At 73.8% G+C, this 21769-nt stretch carries 18 protein-coding genes; 9 read left to right on the top strand and 9 right to left on the bottom strand.

Annotated features, from left to right (window positions below):
• Window positions 1–19: 19 nt before the first annotated feature.
• Complete coding sequence (locus DTB53_RS02235) at window positions 20–4279, bottom strand: bifunctional nitrate reductase/sulfite reductase flavoprotein subunit alpha (RefSeq protein ID WP_012381807.1); 4260 nt, start codon at window positions 4277–4279, stop codon at window positions 20–22.
• Between the two features lie 359 nt (window positions 4280–4638).
• Between DTB53_RS02235 and DTB53_RS02240 the strand changes: the two genes are divergently transcribed.
• From DTB53_RS02240 to DTB53_RS02255, 4 genes are read left to right on the top strand one after another with little or no spacing between them, the layout of a single operon-like run.
• Window positions 4639–5379 carry a class I SAM-dependent methyltransferase gene (locus tag DTB53_RS02240; protein ID WP_003970549.1) on the top strand — a complete coding sequence of 247 codons (741 nt, stop codon included), beginning with the start codon at window positions 4639–4641 and terminating at the stop codon, window positions 5377–5379.
• A complete protein-coding gene (locus DTB53_RS02245) occupies window positions 5376–6506 on the top strand; it encodes a pyridoxal-phosphate dependent enzyme (protein WP_012381805.1) in 1131 nt (376 codons plus the stop codon). The genes DTB53_RS02240 and DTB53_RS02245 overlap by 4 nt, the downstream gene beginning before the upstream one ends.
• On the top strand, window positions 6503–7726 hold the full coding sequence (locus DTB53_RS02250) for an ATP-grasp domain-containing protein (RefSeq protein WP_012381804.1): 1224 nt from the start codon (window positions 6503–6505) through the stop codon (window positions 7724–7726). The genes DTB53_RS02245 and DTB53_RS02250 overlap by 4 nt, the downstream gene beginning before the upstream one ends.
• 10 nt (window positions 7727–7736) lie before the next feature.
• Window positions 7737–9050 (top strand): MFS transporter, encoded by a 1314-nt coding sequence (locus DTB53_RS02255; RefSeq protein ID WP_012381803.1) that lies wholly within the window; start codon window positions 7737–7739, stop codon window positions 9048–9050.
• A gap of 15 nt (window positions 9051–9065) precedes the next feature.
• Here DTB53_RS02255 and DTB53_RS02260 read toward each other — a convergent pair whose 3' ends face one another.
• Window positions 9066–9704 (bottom strand): sigma-70 family RNA polymerase sigma factor, encoded by a 639-nt coding sequence (locus tag DTB53_RS02260; protein WP_042498899.1) that lies wholly within the window; start codon window positions 9702–9704, stop codon window positions 9066–9068.
• Window positions 9705–10012: 308 nt separating this feature from the next.
• Window positions 10013–10684 (bottom strand): hypothetical protein, encoded by a 672-nt coding sequence (locus tag DTB53_RS02265; RefSeq protein WP_012381801.1) that lies wholly within the window; start codon window positions 10682–10684, stop codon window positions 10013–10015.
• A 233-nt stretch (window positions 10685–10917) separates the two neighbouring features.
• Between DTB53_RS02265 and DTB53_RS02270 the strand changes: the two genes are divergently transcribed.
• The 4 genes from DTB53_RS02270 to lnt all read left to right on the top strand — a co-directional run bounded on the left by DTB53_RS02270 (window position 10918) and on the right by lnt (window position 15539).
• Complete coding sequence (locus DTB53_RS02270; protein WP_042497610.1) at window positions 10918–11982, top strand: ferric reductase-like transmembrane domain-containing protein; 1065 nt, start codon at window positions 10918–10920, stop codon at window positions 11980–11982.
• 122 nt (window positions 11983–12104) lie between these two features.
• Window positions 12105–12974, top strand: a complete 870-nt coding sequence (locus DTB53_RS02275) for a universal stress protein (protein WP_003970542.1) — start codon at window positions 12105–12107, stop codon at window positions 12972–12974.
• Between the two features lie 136 nt (window positions 12975–13110).
• Complete coding sequence (locus tag DTB53_RS02280; protein ID WP_012381799.1) at window positions 13111–13614, top strand: nuclear transport factor 2 family protein; 504 nt, start codon at window positions 13111–13113, stop codon at window positions 13612–13614.
• A 200-nt stretch (window positions 13615–13814) separates the two neighbouring features.
• The gene (lnt, locus tag DTB53_RS02290) at window positions 13815–15539 is read left to right on the top strand and encodes an apolipoprotein N-acyltransferase (RefSeq protein WP_012381798.1); all 1725 of its coding nucleotides are present in this window, start codon (window positions 13815–13817) and stop codon (window positions 15537–15539) included.
• On the opposite strand, the gene DTB53_RS02295 is transcribed toward lnt, so the two are convergent.
• Window positions 15463–16368 (bottom strand): Gfo/Idh/MocA family protein, encoded by a 906-nt coding sequence (locus DTB53_RS02295; protein WP_003970539.1) that lies wholly within the window; start codon window positions 16366–16368, stop codon window positions 15463–15465. The genes lnt and DTB53_RS02295 overlap by 77 nt on opposite strands.
• A 231-nt stretch (window positions 16369–16599) precedes the next feature.
• Between DTB53_RS02295 and DTB53_RS02300 the strand changes: the two genes are divergently transcribed.
• Window positions 16600–17064, top strand: a complete 465-nt coding sequence (locus DTB53_RS02300; RefSeq protein WP_012381797.1) for a hypothetical protein — start codon at window positions 16600–16602, stop codon at window positions 17062–17064.
• An 18-nt stretch (window positions 17065–17082) separates the two neighbouring features.
• Here the strand turns inward: DTB53_RS02300 and DTB53_RS02305 are convergent, their stop codons facing one another.
• The 5 genes from DTB53_RS02305 to fabG form a co-directional block, all read right to left on the bottom strand.
• Window positions 17083–17610: a hypothetical protein gene (locus DTB53_RS02305; protein WP_042497607.1), complete on the bottom strand. Its 528-nt coding sequence runs from the start codon at window positions 17608–17610 to the stop codon at window positions 17083–17085.
• A gap of 120 nt (window positions 17611–17730) precedes the next feature.
• Complete coding sequence (locus DTB53_RS02310; protein WP_042498897.1) at window positions 17731–18414, bottom strand: uracil-DNA glycosylase; 684 nt, start codon at window positions 18412–18414, stop codon at window positions 17731–17733.
• A gap of 91 nt (window positions 18415–18505) precedes the next feature.
• On the bottom strand, window positions 18506–20086 hold the full coding sequence (locus tag DTB53_RS02315; protein WP_030704259.1) for an ABC transporter substrate-binding protein: 1581 nt from the start codon (window positions 20084–20086) through the stop codon (window positions 18506–18508).
• A gap of 117 nt (window positions 20087–20203) precedes the next feature.
• Window positions 20204–20959 carry an SDR family oxidoreductase gene (locus DTB53_RS02320; protein WP_003970534.1) on the bottom strand — a complete coding sequence of 252 codons (756 nt, stop codon included), beginning with the start codon at window positions 20957–20959 and terminating at the stop codon, window positions 20204–20206.
• A 20-nt stretch (window positions 20960–20979) separates the two neighbouring features.
• Window positions 20980–21741, bottom strand: a complete 762-nt coding sequence (fabG, locus tag DTB53_RS02325; protein ID WP_003970533.1) for a 3-oxoacyl-ACP reductase FabG — start codon at window positions 21739–21741, stop codon at window positions 20980–20982.
• Window positions 21742–21769 lie beyond the last annotated feature (28 nt).

A 21769-nucleotide genomic window follows, 5' to 3' on the forward strand; every position in this document is an offset into this window, starting at 1 on the left:
CCCGTACTCCCTCGTCCCGTCAGTACACGTCCCGTACGTATCTGCGGTCCGAGGCTAGCTGCTTGACCTGTGCCGCCGCCGTGTCGGGGTCGAGCCCCCCGTGGGCGACGGCGATGTCGCGCAGGGCCCGGTCGACGTCCTTGGCCATGCGGGAGGCGTCGCCGCAGACGTAGAGGTGGGCGCCGTCGCGGAGCCAGGACCAGAGCTGCGCTCCGTGCTCACGCATGCGGTCCTGGATGTAGACCTTGCTCCGCTGGTCACGGGAGAAGGCGGTGTCCAGCCGGGTGAGGGTGCCCGAGCGGCTCAGCGCGTCGAACTCGTCGCGGTGGTAGAAGTCCGTGGCGCGGTGCTGTTCTCCGAAGAACAGCCAGTTGCGGCCGGGGTGACCGAGCGCCCGGCGCTCCTCCAGGAAGCCCAGGAACGGTGCGACTCCCGTGCCCGGTCCGACCATGATCATCGGGGTGGCCGGGTCGGCCGGCGGGCGGAAGCGTTCGTTGCGCTGGACGAACACGGGCAGGGGGCTGTCCGGTGGGGCGTCGGCGAGGAACGCGGAGGCGACCCCCTTGCGCATCCGGCCGCGGCGGCTCTCGTAACGGATCACGGAGACGGTCAGCCGCATCCGGTGGGGGTCCACGAGCGGGCTGGAGGCGATGGAGTACAGCCGGGGCCGCAGCGGCCCGAGCACCTCGGCCCAGGCGGCGGCCGTGGCCCGCACCGGGTGTTCGGCGAGGACGTCGACGGCCTGCCGCCCCCAGGCCCACCGGTCCCTCTCGCCCTTGTTGTCGGGGCGCAGGAGCTTTCTCAGGGACCGGTCTCCCGTGCGGTTGGCGACCAGGCGCAGCAGGTCCGGGGTGATGCGGGCGATGTCGAGGTGGCGGCGCAGGGCCTCGCCGAGGGCGAGGGGCCCGTGGCCGGGGACGTCCACCTCGGCGGCGGGATCGAGCCCGGTGACGGCGAGCCATTCGGCCACCAGCTCGGGTGAGTTGAGGGGCTGGACGCCCAGCGCGTCCCCGGCCGTGTACGTGAGGGGGGTGTCGGCGCTCCGCGTGTCGATCGTGAAGGCGCGCACCTCCTTCGTCGCGCCGGGCAGGCTCAGCAGGCGGTTCCCGGTGAGGAGGGCGGTGACGGGCGCGGCCCGGGAGGGGCGGTCGGGGGCCGGGCCCGCCGGCGCGGCGGTCGCCGTGACGGCGGAGGGGGTGGCCGCCGCCGTCCCCTCCAGCGCCGCCCGCACCTCCTTGAGCCACTGGCCGAAGGGCTGTTCGTACTCCGGTTCGCAGTCGGTGCGCGGGAGGAGCCGTTCCGCGCCCAGTTCGCCGAGGCGTTCGTCCAGTCGGCGGCCGTGGCCGCAGAAGTCGTCGTAGCTGGAGTCGCCGAGCGCGAGGACCGCGTAGCGGAGACCCTCCAGGCCCGGGGTTCTAGGGGCGTTGAGCGCCTCCCAGAAGCCGGAGCCGTTGTCGGGGGCGTCGCCGTCGCCGAAGGTGCTGGTGACGACGAGGAGGTCGGCCGGGCTCGGGAGGGCGTCGGGCGTCCCGTCGTCCATGCCGAGCAGCGTGGTGCGGTACCCCTCGGCGGCCAGCGTCCGGGCGGCCGTCGCGGCGGCCTCCTCGGCGTTGCCGGTCTGGGAGGCCCACAGCACGACGACCGGGCGGCCCGGTTGCTCCGGGCCGCCCGCCGATGGCGCGGGGGCCGCCCCGGGATCCGGCGTCCCGGCGAGCCGGGAGTACGTGCCGGCGAGCACTCCGTTGACCCACAGCGCGTGGTCCGGGGCGAACGGGGCGCCCGCCGGAAGCACCGGGGTGCCTTCCGGCCGGGCGCCCAGGCCCGCGAGGAATCCGGCCAGATAGCGGCGTTCCGGGTCGGTGAGAACGGGTGGGGCTGTGTCGGCCGGGCCCAGCACTCCCACCAGGCCCGAGGTGTCCACCGGGCGGTCCGACGCGCCCAGGAATCCCGGCAGCACCACCGGTCCCGGGGTCTCCCCCGGTCCTGATGCGCCGGCCGGGTCGGGGGCGTCCCCCCGTCCGGGACCGCCGGCGGGCGAGGGCCGTCGCGCATCGGCGGGCGGGTGGCGCGGCGCGGACACGGCGACCTTCGTCAGCCGGACCGCGCACACCTTGAACTCCGGCTGGAACGAGACGGGGTCGACCGCGTCGTTGGTCACGGCGTTCACCCCGAGGTACTCGCCGAACAGGTCGTTCCAGTGGAAGGGGGCGAAGCACTCCCCCGCCCCGACCCGGTCGGTGATCCGGGCCGGGAGCACCGCGCGACCGCGCCGTGAGGCGACCTCGACGCCGTCGTCCTCGCCGATGCCCAGGGCCGCCGCGTCGTCGGGGTGGATCTCCACGAAGGGGGCGGGGTCCAGCCGGTTCAGTTTGGCGATCCTCGCCGTCTTGGTGAGGGTGTGCCACTGGTGCTGGAGCCGGCCCGTGTTGAGGACGAACGGGAAGTCCTCGTCCGGCGTCTCGGCCGGCGGCAGGTGCGGCCGGGCGTGGAAGACGGCCCGGCCGCCGGGCAGCGGGAAGGCGATCCTCGGCACGCTCCCGTCGGGCCGCACGGTCAGCTCCTGGCTGACGCCGTCGTTGAGGTAGCGCACCGGGTTGCGGGCCGGGCCTTCGACGTCCGCGCTCGGCCACTGGACGGGCGTTTCGCGCAGTCGCCCGTACGTCACGCCCCGCAGGTCGTAGCCGGTGCGCGGGTTCCAGGCGCGGGTGATCTCGGCGAAGACCTCCTCGGCGCTCGTGTAGCCGAAGGCGTCCTCGTACCCCATGGCGCGGGCCACCTCCGCGATGATCCGCCAGTCCGGCCAGGCCTCCCCGGGTGGGTCGGTGGCCCGGCGGGAGAGGGTGAGGGTGCGCTCCGAGTTGATCATCACGCCCTCGGACTCGGCCCAGAGGGCGGCGGGCAGGACGACATCGGCGTACGCGTTGGTCTCGGTGTCGGCGAACACGTCCTGGGTGACGACGAATTCGGCGGCCTCCAGGCCCTCGATGACGGTCCGGCGGTTGGCGACCGAGGCGACCGGGTTGGTGCAGATGATCCAGCAGGCCTTGATCTCCCCCTTTGCCATGCGCCGGAACATGTCGACGGTGCCGCTGCCCGAGCCGTCCGCGCGCAGGGTGCCGGGCGGGACGCCCCACAGCTCCTCGGTGAAGGCACGGTCCTCGTCGACCAGGACCGATCGCTGGCCGGGCAGCCCGGGGCCCAGGTAGCCCATCTCGCGGCCGCCCATGGCGTTGGGCTGGCCGGTGAGCGAGAACGGGCCGCTGCCGGGGCGGCAGATCGCACCGGTCGCCAGGTGGAGGTTGACGATCGCGTTGGTGTTCCAGGTGCCGTGGGTGGACTGGTTGAGCCCCATCGTCCAGCAGCTCATCCACTCGCCCGCCTCGCCGATCCAGCGGGCCGCCTGCCGGATGTCGTCCTCCGGGATGCCGGTGATCTCGGCGACCGCGGCGGGCGGGTAGTCGCGGAGGAAGGCGGGCATCCGCTCCCAGCCCTCGGTGTGCTCGGCGATGAACGCGGGGTCGGTGTGCCCGTTCTCGACGAGGAGGTGCAGCAGGCCGTTGAGGAGGGCCAGGTCGGTGCCGGGCCGGATCCGGAGGTACAGGTCGGCCTTGGCGGCGGTGGCGTTGCGCCGGGGGTCGACGACGATCAGCTTCGCGCCCGCCTTGACGCGCTCCATCATCCGCAGGAAGAGGATCGGGTGGCAGTCGGCCATGTTGGCGCCGGTGACCAGGAAGACGTCGGCGTGGGCGAAGTCGTCGTAGGACCCGGGCGGCCCGTCCGCGCCGAGGGACAGTTTGTAGCCGCTGCCCGCGCTCGCCATGCAGAGCCGGGAGTTGGACTCGACGGTGTTGGTCCGCAGGAAGCCCTTGGCCAGCTTGTTGGCGAGGTACTGGGCCTCCAGCGTCATCTGGCCGGAGACGTAGAGGGCCACCGCGTCCGGGCCGTGGGCGTCCAGCACGGACCGCAGCCGGCGCGCGGTCTCGGCGATGGCCGCGTCCCGGGCGAGCGGGACGGGGCGCTCGCCGCGGTCGGTGCGGGCCAGGGCGGTGGTCAGCCGTCCGGGGGCGGCGAGGAGGTCGGCCCCGGTGGCGCCCTTGGTGCACAGCCGGCCGGCGTTCGACGGGTGGGCCCTGTCCCCCGAGGCCTTCACGACGGTGCGGCGGCCGTCGGGGCCGGCGGCGGTGTCGAGGACGATCCCGCAGCCGACGCCGCAGTACGAGCAGACCGTGCGCACCCGGTCGGTGGCGGGAGCATCCGGCGGCGGGGTCGGCACGGTCATGGGGGCCCTTCGGGGGCGGGCGTCCCCGGAGGGACGCGGGGTCGGTGCTGCGGTCGCCCCCGAATCTAGGAAGGGCCCGTTACCCGGGGATGACACCCGGCGAACGACGCCGGTTACGTCGCCTGCACACCGCCCGGAGGCCGTCGGTGAGCCTTTCGCCCGGACCGCCCGCACGGCACCCGGGAGATCGGGCGGGGATCACGCGGGAACTTCCCCGCCGGGGCGGCCGACTACTGGAGAGACGCCGGGTGCGGGACGCCCGTCCGGTGACGGAAGCGGCGGCCGAGGACGTGACACGGCCGCCGGGCGACGGCAGCAGGACACCCATGGGCCCCGGGCCCGGGAGGAGGCCGCGAGGCATGCACTGGTACGAGGACGACGCGCTCTGGTCCGATTTCGCCCCGACGATGTTCTCGGCGGCGCGGGCCGAGTCCGCCGCCGCCCTGGTCGCGTCCTCTCCCCTGCTGGACTTCCCACCGGGCACGAGAGTCCTGGACCTGTGCTGCGGGCCGGGTCTCTTCGTGGTGCCGCTGGCGGAGCGCGGGTACGAGGTGACGGGGGTCGATCTGTCGCCCTCCATGCTGGAGAGCGCCCGGGCCGCCTGCGACGCGGCGGGCGCCGAGGTCCGGCTGGAGCGCGCCGACATGCTCACGTACCGGCAGCCGGGCGCGTTCGACGTGGTGCTGAACGTCTTCACGTCGTTCGGCTACTTCGACGAGGCCGACGACAACCTCCGGGTGCTGCGCAACGCCCACGAGAGCCTCGCCCCGGGCGGGCAGCTCCTGGTGGACGTGATGGGCAAGGAGGTGCTGGCGGGCTGGATCGGGCGGCCGAAGGCGGTCGACCTGCCGGACGGGGCCTACGTGGTCCAGCGCGACACCGTCCTCGACAGCTGGCGGCGGCTGCGCACGGACTGGACGCTGGTGCGCGGTACGACGGCGCGCACCGCGTCCATCGTCTCCTGGCTCTACTCGGCGGCCGAGTTGCACGCCCTCTTCGAGAGCGCGGGCTTCACCGACGTGGAGTGCTTCGGCGGGTTCGACGCGTCCGGTTACGACCAGCGCTCGGACCGGCTGATCGTCCGCGGGCGGCGCAAGTGAGGGCCGGGGCGGACGCCCGTCCGCGCGCCGCGGGGCCTAACGCTTCGGCGCGGCCGGCTGTCGCGACGGTCCACGAGCACATCACCGACGCCGTGAAGACCCCGGACCTCATCCGGCTGACCGACGACATCGTCCTCGCCCGGTTCGAGACGATGAAGGTGTACGCGGCGCTCGGCGCAGTCCGCTCGCTGCTGCGCCGGGGGCGGGTGGTCCCCGGGCAGACCCTGGTCGACAGCTCCAGCGGGATCTACGCGCTGGCGCTCGCCATGGCCTGCCACCGCTACGGGCTGCGCTGCCACATCGTCGCCTCCACCACCGTGGACGCCACCATGCGGGCGCAGTTGGAGATCCTCGGCGCGACGGTCGACGCGATGCCGCCCTCGCAGAGTCTGCGCCTGGACCAGGAGCTGCGGGTGCGCCATGTGCGCCGGCTCCTGGCGGAGCGCCCGGACTTCCACTGGATGCGGCAGTACCACGACCAGGTCCACCACGAGGGCTACCGGGAGTTCGCGGAGCTGCTCACCGGGGCGCTCCCCGGGGGGCCGCTGACGGTGGTCGGCGCGGTGGGCACGGGCGCCTCGACCGGTGGACTGGCGCGCGCGCTGCGGGAGTCGGGGCGGTCGGTGCGGCTGGTGGGCATCCAGCCGTTCGGCAGTGTGACGTTCGGGAGCGAGCGGTTCGAGGACCCGGAAGCGATCATCGCGGGCATCGGCAGCTCGATACCGTTCGGGAACGTCCGCCACGAGCTGTACGACACCGTGCACTGGCTGGACTTCCGCCATGCGATGGCGGGGGCGGTCGGACTGCTGCGGGAACACGCGGTGTTCGCGGGGCTGTCCACCGGGGCGGCCCAGCTGGCGGCGGGCTGGGAGGCGGCCCGTGACCCCGGGCGGCTGCATCTGGTGCTGGGCGCCGACACCGGGCACCGGTACGCGGAGCGGGTGTTCGCCCGGCACGCCGAGGCTCTGGACCCGGCCGGGCTGCGGCCCAGGATCATCGCGTCGCCGGCCGATCTGCGTCCGCCCTGGTCGGTGTTGGAATGGGCCGGGCGCGCCGCGCCGGAGGCCGCCAGGACCGTCGAGGGCGACGCCCCCTCCCCCGTACCGACCGCGGAGCTGCTGCCATGACGATCGTCGCACTGGAGTCCCTCTCCTTCGGGCTGGGCAGGATGGCCGAGGCCGCCGCCGAAGCGGGGCACCGGCTGTGCCTGCTCACCGGCGACCGTTCGGTCTACCGGCACGAGCTGGCGGTGCTGCCGCCGGAGGCTCTGGACGTCGTGGACGTCGACACGATGGACCAGGAGGCCACCCGTCGGGCTCTGGCCGCCGTGCCCGGCCTGGCCGGGCTCATCAACACGACGGACACCTGGAGCCTGCCGGCCGCCGAGCTGGCGGCCGAACTGGGGCTCCCGGGCGCGGATCCCGGCGCCGTACGGCTGCTGCGGAACAAGCGCCGGGTCAGGGACGCCCTGCACGTGCGCGGGCTGAGCCGCAGTGCGGCCGTATCCGTCCCGCCGGGTCCCGAAGGCGCCGGGGAGGTGCTGCGGGCGGTGGGGCTGCCCGCGGTCCTGAAGGACTCGGCGGGCACCTCATCGCGCTCCGTGTGGATCGTGCACGACGAGGAGGCCCTGCACCGGGCGCTGGCGGAGGCGGCGCGACAGCGTCTGGCCGGTGAGCTGTTCGCCGAGGCGTTCCTCGCCGGGCCGCTGTACAGCGCGGAGACGCTCAGCTGGGACGGGACCACCCGGCTGCTCGGGGTGCTGAGCCGTCAGACGTCCCGGGCGGCGGTGGTACGGGAGGAGGCGGCGGCTTTCCCGGTGGCGCTGGCCCAGGGGGAGCGGGCCGGGATCGAGGCGTGGGTGGGCCAGGTGCTGGCCGCGGCGGGGCACTCCCGCGGCTTCGCCCATGTGGAGTTCGTCCTGACGGCCGACGGACCCGAGCTGGTGGAGGTCAACCGCAGGATCGGCGGTGCGCTGGTCGGCGAGGTGCTGTGCAGGACGCTGCGGACCAATGTCTACAGGGCCATGATGGACGAGGCGCTCGGCCGTCGCCCGGCGCTGCTGGACACCCCGCTCCACACCGGAGGGCCCGCCTACGGTTTCGTCCTGGTGTACGCGGAGCGGCCCGGGGTGCTGAAGGGGTGGCACGGCCTCGACGAACTCGGGACGTTCCCGGGGGCGGTGGAGTGGTTCCCGGTCCGCGAGCCCGGCGAGAGTGTGCTCCACGTCGGCGACCAGCGGGGCTGCACGGGCATGGTGCTGGCCGAGGCGCGGACGGCGGAGCTGGCCCAGCACCGGGCCTGGAGCGCGGCCGTCCGGGTCCGCCCGGTGCTCGCCGGCCCGGCGTGAGCCCGGGCAGGTGAGCCCGCACCGCACGGACGGGGCTCCGGGGCCCGGGGCGGGCACGGGCCGGGGCCGGACGGCCCGGACACGGCGGTGGGCCGCCTCCGGCCGGACGGTCCGGACTCCGCTCACCGCTCCCCAGCGGTTCCTGCTCGCGGGCTCGTTCCTGATCACGCTGGGCAGCTTCGCCGTCCTGCCCTACATGTCGGTGCTGCTGCACCAGCGGCTCGGCCTCGGACTCGGCACGGTCGGCCTCGTGCTGGCCGTCGCCTCGCTGATCCAGTTCGCCGGCGGCGTCGTGGCGGGGCCGGTGACCGGGCGGATCGGGCTGCGGCGCGCGATGCTGCTGGCGCTGGCACTCCGTACGGCGGGGTTCGCCGCGTTCGTCCCGGGGCTGACGAGTCCGGTCCTGGCGGTCGGGGCGCTGCTGCTGGTGTCGGCGGGTGCGGCGCTGTACCTCCCGGCGAACAAGGCGTATCTGGTGGAGGGGGCGTCCGAGGAGCGGCGCCCCCGGCTGCTGTCGGCGAGCGGCTCGGCGTTCAACGCGGGGATGGCGCTGGGCCCTCCGGCCGCCGCGCCGCTCGTCATGGGCTCCCCCGGGGTGCTGTTCTCCTGCGTCACCGTGCTGTTCGCGCTCGTGGCGGCCGGGCACGCGCTGCTGCCCGGGGGTGCGGCGGGCGGGCCCGCCGACGGGACCACGGACGGGTCCTCCGCCACGACCGGCGCCGGCCGGGCCCCGGAGTCCGGCGCGCAGCGCCCCGGGCCGTCCCCGTTCGTGGTGACCGTGCTGAGCGTGTACGCGTTCATGTTCTTCCAGCACTACCTGGCGCTGTACGCGGTGCCCCGGACGTCGGCGGCGTTCTACGGGGCCGTGCTGACGGGGTACGCGGTGCTCCTCGTCGTCGGACAGCCGTTGCTGGCGGAACGGGTCGCCGCCCTGAGCTATCCGGCCGCGCTGCGGTGGGGGTTCGGCTCGATGGCCTTGGGGATGGCGGCGATCGGGGCCGGGGGGCACGCGGGGATCGCGGTGGGCGGGGCGCTGCTGTGCCTCGGGGAGATCGTGCTCTTCCTCCAGAACGACCTGGAGGCGCTGGCCCGTTCGTCGGCCGCCCCGGCGAGCGTGTTCGGGCGTCAACGGCTGGCGGCGGGCATCGGCGCGTTCGCCAGCGGGGTGGTGGGCGGGCAGTTGTACGGGGCGGCGGAGTCGGCGGGTTCGGCGCGGGGGTTCTGGGCGGTGGTCGGCCTCCAGTGTCTGCTGCTGCCGGTGCTGCTGCTCCGCCGGCGGCGCGCCGCCCGGGACCCCGAGGGATCACGGGCGGGCGCCGGGTGAGGCCGGACGTCCGGATCAGGCCGATGTGGGGAGGGGGTGCCGGTGCGCTTCGCCCGGCGCCGCGCGCCACTGCCCGGCGAGTTCGCGGCGGGCGCGGGCCACGCGGGAGCGCACCGTGCCGATCGGGCAGCCGGCGGCGGCTGCCGCCTCCTCGTAGGAGACGCCCAGCAGTTGAGTGAGGACGAAGGCCTGACGGCGCGCCGGGTCGAGGCGGCGCAGGGCGTCGAGGACCGCGACGGACTCCTCGAATCCGGGGAGGTGGCGGGGCTGGGCGCGTTCCGCGGCGGTCTGCCAGTCAGCGGTGTCGGCGGTCCGGGGGCGTACGGCGGCGGCGCGGTGCCGGTCGATGACGACGCGTCGCGCGATCGACATCAGCCAGGTCCGGGCGCAGGATCGCCCCCCGAACCGGGCCAGTCCGCTCATCGCCCGGAGGTAGGTCTCCTGAGCCAGGTCGTCGGCCCCGGGGACGTCGGAGCTGAGGTAGGCGACGAATCTGCGGACGTCCTCGTAGGTCGCCCGGACGAAGCGGTCGGCGGCCTCCCGGTCCCCGCCGCCCGCGGCGAGCGCCCAGTCGGTGATCTGCCCGTCGTTCTGCCGGGCGCCCGGGACCCGGGGGCGGGCCGAGCGGGTGGTGGTGACCCGGATGACCGGCAGCCGGGCGGCGGTCGGCGGCGCGGCGGCAGCGGGCCGGGCGACGGCCGGCAGCACGGGGGCCGGTGGGACGGCCGTCGCGGTGGCCGGCAGCGCGGCGGTCGGCGGCGCGGAGGCCGGTAGCGCGGGGGCAGGAAGTGTCACAGCAGTCCTTCGCGTCCTTGCGGAGCCGCGGCAGTGGTCGCGCGGCTCCGGCGGCCGGACCCGGGCCCCGTCGGGGGCGGCACGGTGAACCGGCATGCCTGTCACGGGTGTGCGCGGCGCACACCCGTACCGCCTCCGGCGCACAGCGGCCGGGGGGCGGATGGAGGTCAGCAGAAGCGGAGGGAGAGCGGTGGCCCGCGCCGGGAGATGGCGTGCAGGGCGAGGGGGTCGCGGGGGCGGCGGGGCCGGCGGCGGACGCGCCGTCGGGTGGGCGGCGCGGGCGCGGGCGGCGTCGCGGACCACAGGAGCCAGGCCGTCCGCAGCGGTGCCCGGAGGAACAGCACCAGACAGCGGCCCAGCCGGGCGACTGCGACGTCCCCGCGCCACAGCCACCAGCCGCAGATCAGCCCGGCCACCGCGTGGGCGACGGCCATGCCGAGGGTGAAGACCGCCCCGTCGAAGGCGGCCAGGAGCCCCATCAGGTCGGACGAACCGCCGATCGGGACCTCGTGGGCGGAGTGGTTCATCGCGTCCGGCGCACGGCGTGCGCCACCCGAGTGGTGCGCGCCGAGACCGGCCGGCAGCCAGGTTCCGGCGCAGGCGAAGAAGGCGTGCAGCCCCAACTGGCCCAGCACATGGGCCGTCACGGTCACCGGAGCGCTCCGCTCCCGCGCGGCGAGCCACCAGCCCGCCCCGCACACCGGCACCAGCGCGGCGGCCTGGACGAGCAGGGGCAGGGGCGCGCCGGACATCAGCGCGTGGCCGAGCCCGGACACGGCGACGCACACCACCGCGAACAGCGCGGTGCGCCCGAGTCGGAGTGCGGTTCCGGCTCCCATGGCAGCCATCGTGCCAGTCGCACCCACCCCGGCGAGAAGAGCACCAGATGCCGAAACAACGGGAGTTCGCCGCGTTTGCCCCACCAGCAGTGGGACGTGATCCATGTCACACACGAAGGGCGGGAACTTTTCCCTCCTCGCGTCCGACTGCTCCAACAACGCGTCTGCGTACGCCTCGTGGCCCGGGGCCCGCATCCGCCCCCCACCCCACGCCCCCGCCCCGAAGAGGCCGCATGACGAACCCACTCCCCACCCCCGAACCGGCAGCGGCCGCCGAGACGCCCGGAAGCACCGCGCCGGCCACCGGGGCCGGGCCCGGAACCGGGGGCGCGGTCCCCGGGAGTCCCGCACCGGACGACGGACAGGTCCCCGCTCCCCGTCGGGGGGAGCAGAGACGCCCGACGCTCCGCTCCGATCTGCGGGCCTCGTGGCCCGACGGCCTGGTGGCGCTCCTCATCACCGCGGCGATCTTCGTCCTGCTCTACATACGCATCCGCAACAAGACCTCCTCCACGGTCACCGTGATGCCGTTCATGGCCGACGCGGGCGGCTTCTGGATGTACTTCCTCAGCCAGGCGTTCGGCTGGTCCGCCCTGCTCTGGGCCTGGGGGACCGTCATCCTCGGGCTGATGCTGTCCGGCCCGCGGCCGGGCCGCCTGCCGCTCTCGGGCCCCCGGCTGGAACGTCTGCACCGCACCACGAGCCTCAACACGATCGCCCTGATCGCGGCGCACGCCCTGCTGTTCGGGGCAGAACTGGTCCGGCACGACACCGCGTCCTGGAACTCCGCGGTCGCCACCGCCTTCGTGGAGGCTCTCGTGCCCGGCGGCTACGACTCGGGGACCGGCAAGATCGCCATCCCCATCGGCCAGGCGGCCCTGTACCTCGCGATCCCCCTCGGCCTGATCTTCTACGTACGCCACCGCATCGGCCAGAAGACCTGGCGGATCCTGCACCGCTGCGTGATCGTCGTGTACGTCCTCAGCGTCTGGCACACCCTGCTGTACGGGACCAACGTCTGGTACGACGGGTGGTTCCGCACGAGCGTCTGGCTGCTCCAGCTCCCGATCGCGGCGCTGCTGCTCCTGCGCCTGATGCGGCCCGCCCGCCGCTCCGAGAAGCTGCCCGGCCGGCCGGGAGCGACCGCCGGGGCCCGCACCGGGTGGGCTCTGCGGGTGGGGGGCCGGCTCGTCGTGGTGGCGGTCCTGGCGGCTCTCGTCGCCGTCGTGGCCAGCGGCAGCGACGGCGGGCGCAGCGTGCCCCCGAAGGACACCACCTCCACCCACAACCACGACTGAGGGGCCGTCCGGCACCGTGCGTGCCCACCGTCCGCCGCCACGGGTGAGATCCGCCCGGCGCCACGGGCGGGACCCGGCACCACGGGCCGGAGCCGTCCGGCCGGCGACGTACGCTCGGAGGCATGACCACCAACGATCTTCCCGTGATCGCCGCAGTCGACGGCTCCACGCACAGTCGGCAGGCGCTCGACTGGGCCACCCACGAAGCCGTACGGCGGGGACTGCCCCTGCTGATCGTCCACGTCCGCCCGCTCACCCGGCAGGTCGACGAGGAGACCGGACGGCGCGAGGCGGAGGCCCTCCTGGCCGAGTCCGTGCGCCGGAGCGCGCTCATCGCTCCGGAGCTGCGGCCCTCGACGCTGGCCCCGCTGGACTTCCCGTCGGCGGCGCTGGTCTCGCTCGGCCGGGACGCCTCGATGATCGTGGTCGGCTCGCGCGGGCTCGGCGGCTTCCGCTCGCTGATGGTCGGTTCCAACAGTCTCGCCACCGCGTCGATGGCGAGCTGTCCCGTCGTGGTCGTGCAGGAGGACCGCCCGGAGGGCGACGAGAGCCGCCCCGGGGACGCCGGGGCCTTCACCGACATCGTGGCGGGGGTGGCCGCCGACGAGAGCAGCGAGGCGGTCCTGGAGTTCGCCTTCGCCACCGCGGCCTCCCGGCCGGGCGCCCGGCTGCGGATCGTGCACGGCTGGACGATGTTCTCCTCGATGCTCGCGGGCGGCCCCGTCCTGGACCGGCGGGAGGCGGCGGGTTCGGCCGAGCGGACCCTGGCCGAGCTGACCTCGGGGTGGCACGAGAAGTACCCGCAGGTGGAGATCGTCCGGGAGCCGGTGAACGGTTCGGCCTCGCGCACCCTGGTGACCGCGTCGGCCACGGCGGCGCTGACGGTGGTCGGCCGTCGCAAGGGCGGCGAGTCGCTCGGGCTCGGTCTGTCCCCGGTGGCGCAGACAGCGGTCACGCACGCGCTGGGGCCGGTCGCCGTCGTGCCCTGCTGAGCAATTCTCCGGCCCGTGAACCGTGGCGCGGCGGTTCCCCCGCCGCGCCGTTCTCCCCCGCGCCGACGGGTCGCCGGACGCGGCCCGTCGGTACGGGCCTCTTGGCCTGGCGGGCGGCTTGACCGAGACTTGCCCGATGACACAGCGTGTGGCACTCGCGACCGTACTGGACCGGCTTGCCATCGATGCGGTGATCACCGGGTACGCGGTGGCCGTCGACGACGGGGCCTGGTCGGACTACGGCGCCCTGTTCACCCCGGACGGCCGCGCGGACTACCGGGGCGCCGGGGGCGTGGAGGGCCCGGCCGACGAGATCGCCCGGTGGCTGGAGGAGACGATGCGCCTCTTCCCCGTACGTCAGCACCTGATCGTCAACCGCCGGATCGACCTGGAGGACCTGGGCGGCTACACGGGCGACCGGGCCGAGGTGCGGGCCGACTACCTCAACCCGATGTGCCTGGCCCACAGGACGGCGGACGGACCGGAGGCGGACGGGGCGGAGTCCGGGCCGCCCGGCGTCGCGACGCCCGACTTCGTGACCGGCGGGCGGTACACCTTCGAGCTGCGCCGCGCCGAACCGGCCTGGCTGATCCGTACGGTCACCGTCCACGAGAAGTGGCGACGGGCCCCGGGCGGATAGCCCCTCCTTCGCACCGCCGCCGCACCGCCACCGCGAGGACCCCGGGCCCGCGCCCCTCCCCCGCGCCCCGGTTCCCCGCCCCCGTGCCCCGCTCGGCCCGTGTCCTGTGTCCGGCGGGGATCACCTCCCCCACACTGGGTATCCAGGGGTTGACGCGGTGACGGCGACCGCCCGCCGCGCACGACCGAGGAGGGCACGGCATGCGAATCCGGGGCGCGCGTCTCCCGGCCCGTCGTCACGCGGCGGGCACGGCTGCCGCGGGCGGATCCGGCGGCCGTGCCGGGGACGACGCCTCCGGCGACGGACCTCCGGATGACGGCCCGGGACCCCGCGGACGGGGCTCCGCCCGCGAGGGGGCGCTCTCGTCCGCCTGGGCCCGGGGCGCTGCGGCACTGCTGGCCGGCGCGCTGCCCGCGCTCGCCTTCCCCGCCCCCGGACTCTGGTGGTTCGCCTATGTGGCGCTGGTCCCCTGGCTGCTGCTGATCCGCGGCGCCCGCTCGCCGCGCCGGGCGGCACTGGACGGCTGGATCGGCGGCATCGGCTTCGTCGTCGCGGTGCACCACTGGCTGATGCCGAGCCTCCACGTCTTCATCGTGCTGCTGGCCGCCCTGCTGGGGCTGCTCTGGGCGCCCTGGGGGCTGCTGGTGGCGCGGCTGCTCGGCGGGTCCCCTTCCGCGGGGCGAGCCGTCGCCGCCGTGGTGGTCGTGCCCTCCGGGTGGCTGATGATCGAGCTGGTCCGGTCCTGGGAGGGTCTCGGCGGGCCCTGGGGGCTCCTCGGCGCGAGTCAGTGGGACGTCGCCCCCGCCCTGCGCGTCGCCTCGGTGGGCGGGGTGTGGCTGGTGAGTCTGCTGGTGCTCGCGGTGAACACCGGCGTGGCCCTGCTGGTCGCCGACCGGGCGGCCCGTAGGACGGGCGGCGTCCTGCTGGCGGTGTGCGCCCTGTCCGTCGCGGCGGTGTGGGCCTGGGCGCCGCGGCCCACGGAGACCGGTGCGGTCAGGATCGCCGTGGTGCAGCCGGGCGTGGTGGAGGGACCGGGCAGCGTCGCTCGCCGCTTCGACCGGGGCGAGGAGCTGACCCGTGCACTGCGGGGCCGGGGCGTGGACCTGGTGGTGTGGGGCGAGAGCAGTATCGGGGCGGGCGCCTGGGAGCGCCCGGAGACCGCGCGGCGACTGGCCGGGCTGTCCCGCCTGGTCGGTGCGGATCTGCTGGTCAATGTGGACGCCCGGCAGACGGACGGCTCGGGACGGTCGGGGATCTTCAAGTCGGCGGTGCTCGTGGGCCCCGACGGGCCGACCGGGGATCGTTACGACAAGATGCGCCTGGTCCCGTTCGGCGAGTACGTCCCCGCCCGCTCCCTGCTGGGATGGGCGACCTCCGTGGGCAAGGCCGCGGGCGAGGACCGGCTGCGCGGCGACCGCCAGGTGGTGATGACCCTGCCGGACGGGGCGCGGGGGCTGCGGATCGGCCCCCTGGTCTGCTTCGAGACGGCGTTCCCCGACATGAGCCGCAGGCTGGTGCGCGACGGCGCGCAGGTGATCGTCGCCCAGTCCGCCACCTCCACGTTCCAGCACAGCTGGGCCCCGGCCCAGCACGCCTCGCTGGGGGCGCTGCGGGCCGCCGAGAACGGCCGCCCGATGGTCCATGCGACGCTCACCGGGATCAGCGCGGCGTACGGGCCCCGGGGTGAGCGGGTGGGGCGCCCGCTCGGCACGGACGCGAGCGCGGCGGAGGTGTTCGACCTGCCGCTGGCCGGCGGGAGCACCCTCTACAACCGGCTCGGCGACTGGCCGGTGTACGGGGCGCTGGCGGCGCTTGCCGTGCTGTGCGCCGTCGAGGGGCTGCGGGCCCTCAGGAGGCCTGCTCCAGGGCCTCCCGGACCACCCGCTCGCACAGCTCATGGGTCGCCAGGGAGTCCCGGGCACTGAGCGTCTCGCCCCGGCGCACGGCGTCGAGGAAGGCGTGCACGCAGGCTTCGATGCCGCGCTGCCGGGCCACGGGAACCCAGTCGCCGCGCCGGCGCACGGTGGGCTGCCCCTTGTGGTCGACGATGTCCGCGAGGTTGAGGACCTGTCGCTTGGAGTCCTGGCCGGAGACTTCGAGGATCTCCTCGGTCGACCCGTTCAGCCGGTTCATCATGCCGATCGCGGTGAATCCGTCGCCGGAGAGCTGGAGCACCACGTGGTGCATCAGCCCGTCCACGATCCGGGCCCGCACGGTGATGCGGTCGACGGTGCCCGGGACCAGGAAGCGCAGGGTGTCGACGACGTGGATGAAGTCGTCGAGGATCATCGTCCGCGGGTCCTCGGGCAGTCCGACCCGGTTCTTCTGCATGAGGATCAGCTCGCGCGGGTGCTCCGCGCACTGCGCGTAGCCCGGGGCGAAACGGCGGTTGAAGCCGACGGCGAGGCTGACGCCGCGTTCCTCGGCGAGGTTCACCAGCCGCTCGGTTTCGGCGTACTCATAGGCGATCGGCTTGTCGACATAGGTGGCGACACCGGCTTCGAGGAGCCGTTCCACGATCTGCGGATGCACGGCGGTGGGGGCGTGCACGAACGCCGCGTCCAGCCCGGCGGCGAGAAGCGAGTCGAGGGTCGTGTGACGGCGGTCGGCCGGCACGCGGTGGGTGTCGCCGACCGTGTGGAGCGTGGCGGGGGTGCGGGTCTGCAGATGCAGTTCGGCCCCCGGTACGGCGGTGAGCACCGGCAGGTACGCCTTCTGCGCGATGTCGCCGAGCCCGATGCAACCGATCTTCACGAGGTCTCCCTGTCGCCGTGCCGCGCCGCGGTACGCGGCTGTTCGCGCCCCGGCAGCATACGCCGCGGCCACGGTGGGCCCGCGCACCGGTTCCGCTCGCGAAACCCCTGACCAGGGACATGATCATGGGTGACGCGCCCTTGGGGGCGCGCTGCTGACCGGGTCACTCGTGCGGGCCATTCCGCGCCCTCCGGGCCCGCGACGGGCGGGCCGCACCGCAGAGTTACCCGCGTGCAGAGAACCAGAATCGCCGCGCAACTCCTGGTCGGGCTGACGGTCACGGCCGTCTCCGGCTGCGTCTCGGTCGAGCCCCGGGCCGTTCCCCCGCCGTATCCCGGCGCCACCGGGCCGGCCCAGGACGTGGCCCCGCAGATCGTGCAGCCACCAGCCCGCCAGGCGCTGGAGGCCGTGCCGGAACCGGGCCCGTCGGCTGCCCCGCCGTCCTCCCCCGCCGCCGGCGACCCGCCGCGGACCCGGCGCACCGCGCCGGCGGAGGCCTCCCGTCCCCGGGAGCGCCCGGACCCGCCGGAGTCCCGGGCACCGCGCCGGGTCGCCGGGGTCCCCTCCGTGACCGTGCCCGCCCTGCCCCGCGTCCACGGCGGCGGGGTGGACGTCTGCGCGCTCGGCCGGGGGTACGGCGGCTGGCCCGGGGGCAGCCCGGAGTCCCGGATCTGTTCGCAGGCGTACGGCCGCTGACGCTCCCGCCGCCGCGGGTCACTGCTCCCGCAGGCGGAGCTCCAGGCGGTCGATGGCGGCGCGGACACCGCCGCCGTACCCGTCGTCCGCGAGCGACTCGGCCGCGGCGCGGGCCCGCTGGAGGTGGACGCGGGCCGAGTCGGGGCGCTGGAGTTTGAGGTAGTCCGCCGCGAGGTTGAGGTGCAGCGAGGGGTAGAACGCCCGGACGGCCGGGGTGTCCCGGTGTTCCGCGCCCGGGCCGCCGCCCCCGCCCCCGGCGGCGCCCGGTCCGTCCCCGCCTCCCGGCCCCTCGCCGGTTCTCAGTGCCTCGGCGGCCGTCAGGGCGCGCAGGTCCCAGGCCAGCTCGTCGCCGGGGTCGTCCTGGGTGTCGGCCATGTAGTGCGCGAGGGTGCAGCGGTGCAGGGCGTCCCCGTCCGCCCCGAGCTCCGACCAGAGCGCGCCGAAGCGGTTGCGGGCCTCCTCGCGGTCACCTCCGTGGAGCAGCATGATCGCCTGGCCGATCCTGGTCATGACGGCGTCCTCGGACGCCTCCTGCTGCTCCACCACTGCGGTCTCCTCCGTCGCCGGTCCAGCCGGTTGCCGTCGGTCCGACGCTAACGCCGGGCTTCCCCGCAACCGGTCAGACACGGGCATCGAGGCCCGTCCGTCGGGCCCGTCGGCCGGTACTCAGCCCAGCTCGGGGATCCGCCAGTCGATCGGCTGGTGCCCCTGGGCGGCCACGGCTTCGTTGATCTGCGTGAAGGGGCGGGAGCCGAAGAACTTCTTCGCGGAGAGCGGCGAGGGGTGCGCGCCCTTCACCACCACGTGGCGCTCCTCGTCGATCAGGGGCAGCTTCTTCTGCGCGTAGTTGCCCCAGAGCACGAAGACCGCCGGGTCGGGCCGGTCGGCGACGGCGCGGATCACGGCGTCGGTGATCTTCTCCCAGCCCTTGTTCTTGTGGGAGTTGGCCTCGCCGCCCCGGACGGTGAGCACCGCGTTGAGCAGGAGGACACCCTGCTCGGCCCAGGGCATCAGATAGCCGTTGTCCGGAATCGGCAGGCCGAGCTCCTGATGCATCTCCTTGTAGATGTTCCGCAGCGACGGCGGCGTCTTCACGCCGGGCCGCACGGAGAAGCAGAGCCCGTGCCCCTGGCCCTCGCCGTGATACGGGTCCTGGCCGAGGACGAGGACCTTCACCTTCTCGTACGGCGTGGCGTCCAGGGCGGCGAAGACCTGCTCGCGGGGCGGGTACACGGGCCCCTTGGCCCGCTCCTCCTCGACGAAGTCCGCGAGCTCCTTGACGTACGGCTTCTGGAGTTCTTCGCCGAGGACTGCGCGCCAGGACTCGGGCAGCAGGTCGATATCGGTCACGTCCACAACCTCCGGTGAGCAACAGGTTCTTGATCCCCGAACCTACCGGTCACCACTGACAACGGGCCCCGGGAGCCCCTCCGTACGACGTCTACCAGCTGGCCTTGCGGTACAGCTCCCACAGCTGCATCACGGTCTGCGGGTCGAGTGCGCGCTCGCCGCCGCCGATGTCCTCGCCCGCGGCGACGTAGAGCTTGCCCTGCCACAGCGGCAGCAGGCGGACGTCCTCGACGAGGATCTCCTGGGCCCGCTCGAACTGCTTGCTGACCGCGCCCCGGTCGCTCTCCTGCCGCGAGGCGGGGATCAGCTGCTGGGTGATCTCCTTGTTGATGTAGGGGGTGCCGGTGACGCTCTCCTTGCCCACGAAGGGGGCGATGAAGTTGTCGGGGTCCGGGAAGTCCGGGAACCAGCCGCGGCCGAAGACCGGGTACTCGCCCTTGTTGAAGCCTTCCTGGAAGACCTTCCAGGGCTCGCCCCGGAGCGTGATCTCGAACAGCCCGGAGTCCTCCAGCTGCCGCTTGAGTTCCTCGAACTCGGGCTCCGTGGAGGATCCGTACCGGTCGGTGGTGTACCAGAACTTCATCTTCACCGGCTCGGTGATACCGGCCTTGGTGAGGATGTTCTTCGCCTTCTCGACGTCCGGGTCGCCGAAGGTGTCGAAGAAGCTCGTGGTGTGTCCGGCGATGCCCTTGGGGACCATCGAGTAGAGCGGCTCGGCGGTTCCCCGGTAGACCTTGGCGACCAGCGCGTCGCGGTCCACGACGTGGGCGATGGCCTTGCGGACGGCGGGGTTCGCGGCGGCCGGGTCCTTCGGGTTGAAGACCAGGAAGCGGATGTCGGCGCCGGTGGACTCGACGATCTGGAGGCCGGCGTTGTCGTCCTTGTTGTCCTCCAGGCTGACGACCTCCTCGGCGGTCAGACCCCGGTAGGTCGCGTCGATCTCGTCCGCCTTGAGCGCGCTCACCATGTCGGCGGACTTCTCGAAGTAGCGGATCGTGACCGCGTCGTTCTTCCGGTTGGCGAAGCCCTTGTAGTCCGGGTTCTTCTTCAGCTCGGCGGTGACCCGGTCCTCGTAGGACTCCAGGAGGTAGGGGCCGGAGCCGGTGACCTTGCCGTCGTCGCGGATCTTGTCCTTGCGGTAGTCGCCGGGGGCGACGAGCGACATGGCGGGCGTGGCCAGGATGAACGGGAACGTGGCGTCGGACTTGTTCAGGTGGAAGATGACCGTGTCGTCGCCCTTGGTCTCGATCCGGTCCAGGGAGCCGAGCATTCCGGCCGGGCCGCCCTTGAAGTGGATGTCCACGATGCGGTCGATCGAGTACTTCACTGCCTCGGCGTCGAGCTTCTCGCCGTTGGAGAACGTCAGGTTCTTCTTGAGCGTGCACCGGTACGCCATGCTCGTGGCGTCGGTGAACTTGCAGGACTCCGCCGCGTCCGGTTCCGGGCTCGTGCTGCCCGAGGGGAAGCTCACCAGGGTCTGGTAGACGTTCCGCATCAGCTCCCAGGAACCGTCCCAGGCTGCCGCGGGATCGAGTGTGGACGGTGAGCTGGTCGTCCCGACGGTTATCTTCTGGTCCACTTCCGATCCGCTGTCGGAAAGGAGACCGCAGCCGGCCAGCAGAGAAAGGGAAGCTAGGGCTGCAGCAGCCTGCAGACTGGCCCGGTAGAACACGTGCACGCTCCTCGATCAGCCATGGGTCGGCAGACCATACCGCAGCGCCCCACCGGTCAATCCGCTGGCCCGGCGGGGCACTTGACTCAATCGGGGCCAAACCGGCCCAGGCCGCTCTCAGCCCACGCCGGCGTTGAGGAAAATTCCCCCGTCGACCACGAGGGTCTGGCCGGTGATCCAGTCCGATTGCGCGGAGGTGAGGAACGCCGCCGCACCCCCGATGTCCTCGGGCACACCGAGCCTGCCCAGCGGGTAGGCTGCCGCCGCCTCCGCTTCACGCCCCTCGTAGAGGGCCTCGGCGAACCGGGTCTTGACCACGGCCGGGGCGATGGCGTTGACCCGGACGACCGGGGCGAACTCGTGCGCCAGCTGGGCGGTGAGGTTGATCATGGCCGCCTTGCTCATCCCGTACGCGCCGATGAAGGGCGAGGGGGCGACGCCGGCGACCGAGGCGATGTTCACGATCGCCCCGCCGTTCTCCTTCTGCCAGGCCTTCCAGGTCTGCTGGGCGAAGCCGAGCGCCGAGATCACATTGGTCTCGTAGACCTTGCGGGCGACGTTCAGGTCGAGCTCCGCCATGGGTCCGAAGACCGGATTGGTCCCGGCGTTGTTCACCAGGTAGTCGACCCGGCCGAACGCCTCCATCGTGCGCTCGACCGCCGCGGCCTGGTGCGCCTCGTCGTGCGCCTTGCCGGGGATGGCGATGACCCGGTCGGCGCCGAGCCGCTCCACGGCCTCCTTCAGGGCGTCCTCGCCCCGCCCGGTGATCGCGACCCGGTCGCCGCGGGCGACGAGCGCCTCGGCGATCCCGTAGCCGATGCCCCGGCTGGCGCCCGTGACGAGGGCGACCTTTCCGCTGTCCTGCACCGTCATGATGTCCGCTGCCCTTCGGATCAGTTGAGGGGTCCGCCGGCCACGTACATGACCTGGCCGGAGACGAAGCCCGCGTCGTCGCCCGCGAAGAAGGCGATGGCGTTCGCGACGTCCTCGGGACGGCCGACGCGCTGGACCGGGATCTGGGTGGCGGCCGCGGCCTGGAACTCCTCGAAGCCCATGCCGACGCGCTCGGCGGTCTGCGCGGTCATCTCGGTGACGATGAAGCCGGGCGCGACGGCGTTGGCGGTGACACCGAACTTGCCGAGCTCCTTGGCCAGCGTCTTGGTGAGGCCCTGGAGCCCCGCCTTGACCGCGGAGTAGTTGGCCTGGCCCCGGTTGCCGAGGGCCGAGGAGGAGGAGAGCGAGACGATCCGGCCGAACTTGGCCTCGACCATGTGGGCCTGGACGGCCTTCGCCATCAGGAACGCGCCCTTGAGGTGCACGTTCATCACGACGTCCCAGTCGGACTCGCTCATCTTGAACAGCAGGTTGTCGCGGAGCACGCCCGCGTTGTTCACGAGGATCGTCGGCGCGCCCAGCTCGGCGGCGACCCGCGCGACGGCGGCTTCCACCTGGCCGGCGTCCGACACGTCGCAGCCGACGGCGAGCGCGGTGCCCCCGGCGGCGGTGATCTTCTCGACCGTGTCCTTGCAGGCCGCCTCGTCGAGATCGAGTACGGCGACGGAACGGCCCTCGGCCGCGAGACGTACGGCGGTGGCGGCGCCGATGCCCCGCGCCGCTCCCGTCACGATGGCGACGCGCTGCTCGGTGGTGGACATGCTTGGTTCTCCTCGCCCTTGGATCGGG

This window comes from Streptomyces griseus, assembly GCF_900460065.1.
In the GTDB taxonomy this organism is placed as follows: domain Bacteria; phylum Actinomycetota; class Actinomycetes; order Streptomycetales; family Streptomycetaceae; genus Streptomyces; species Streptomyces griseus.

Bases quoted from the DNA above. Each gene is read 5' to 3' on its own strand.
- lnt (WP_012381798.1), top strand. From the start codon at position 13,815: ATGCGAATCCGGGGCGCGCGTCTCCCGGCCCGTCGTCACGCGGCGGGC.
- DTB53_RS02235 (WP_012381807.1), bottom strand. From the start codon at position 4,279: ATGACCGTGCCGACCCCGCCGCCGGATGCTCCCGCCACCGACCGGGTG.
- DTB53_RS02250 (WP_012381804.1), top strand. From the start codon at position 6,503: ATGACGATCGTCGCACTGGAGTCCCTCTCCTTCGGGCTGGGCAGGATG.
- DTB53_RS02320 (WP_003970534.1), bottom strand. From the start codon at position 20,959: ATGACGGTGCAGGACAGCGGAAAGGTCGCCCTCGTCACGGGCGCCAGC.
- DTB53_RS02265 (WP_012381801.1), bottom strand. From the start codon at position 10,684: ATGGGAGCCGGAACCGCACTCCGACTCGGGCGCACCGCGCTGTTCGCG.
- DTB53_RS02240 (WP_003970549.1), top strand. From the start codon at position 4,639: ATGCACTGGTACGAGGACGACGCGCTCTGGTCCGATTTCGCCCCGACG.
- DTB53_RS02280 (WP_012381799.1), top strand. From the start codon at position 13,111: ATGACACAGCGTGTGGCACTCGCGACCGTACTGGACCGGCTTGCCATC.
- DTB53_RS02275 (WP_003970542.1), top strand. From the start codon at position 12,105: ATGACCACCAACGATCTTCCCGTGATCGCCGCAGTCGACGGCTCCACG.
- DTB53_RS02270 (WP_042497610.1), top strand. From the start codon at position 10,918: ATGACGAACCCACTCCCCACCCCCGAACCGGCAGCGGCCGCCGAGACG.
- fabG (WP_003970533.1), bottom strand. From the start codon at position 21,741: ATGTCCACCACCGAGCAGCGCGTCGCCATCGTGACGGGAGCGGCGCGG.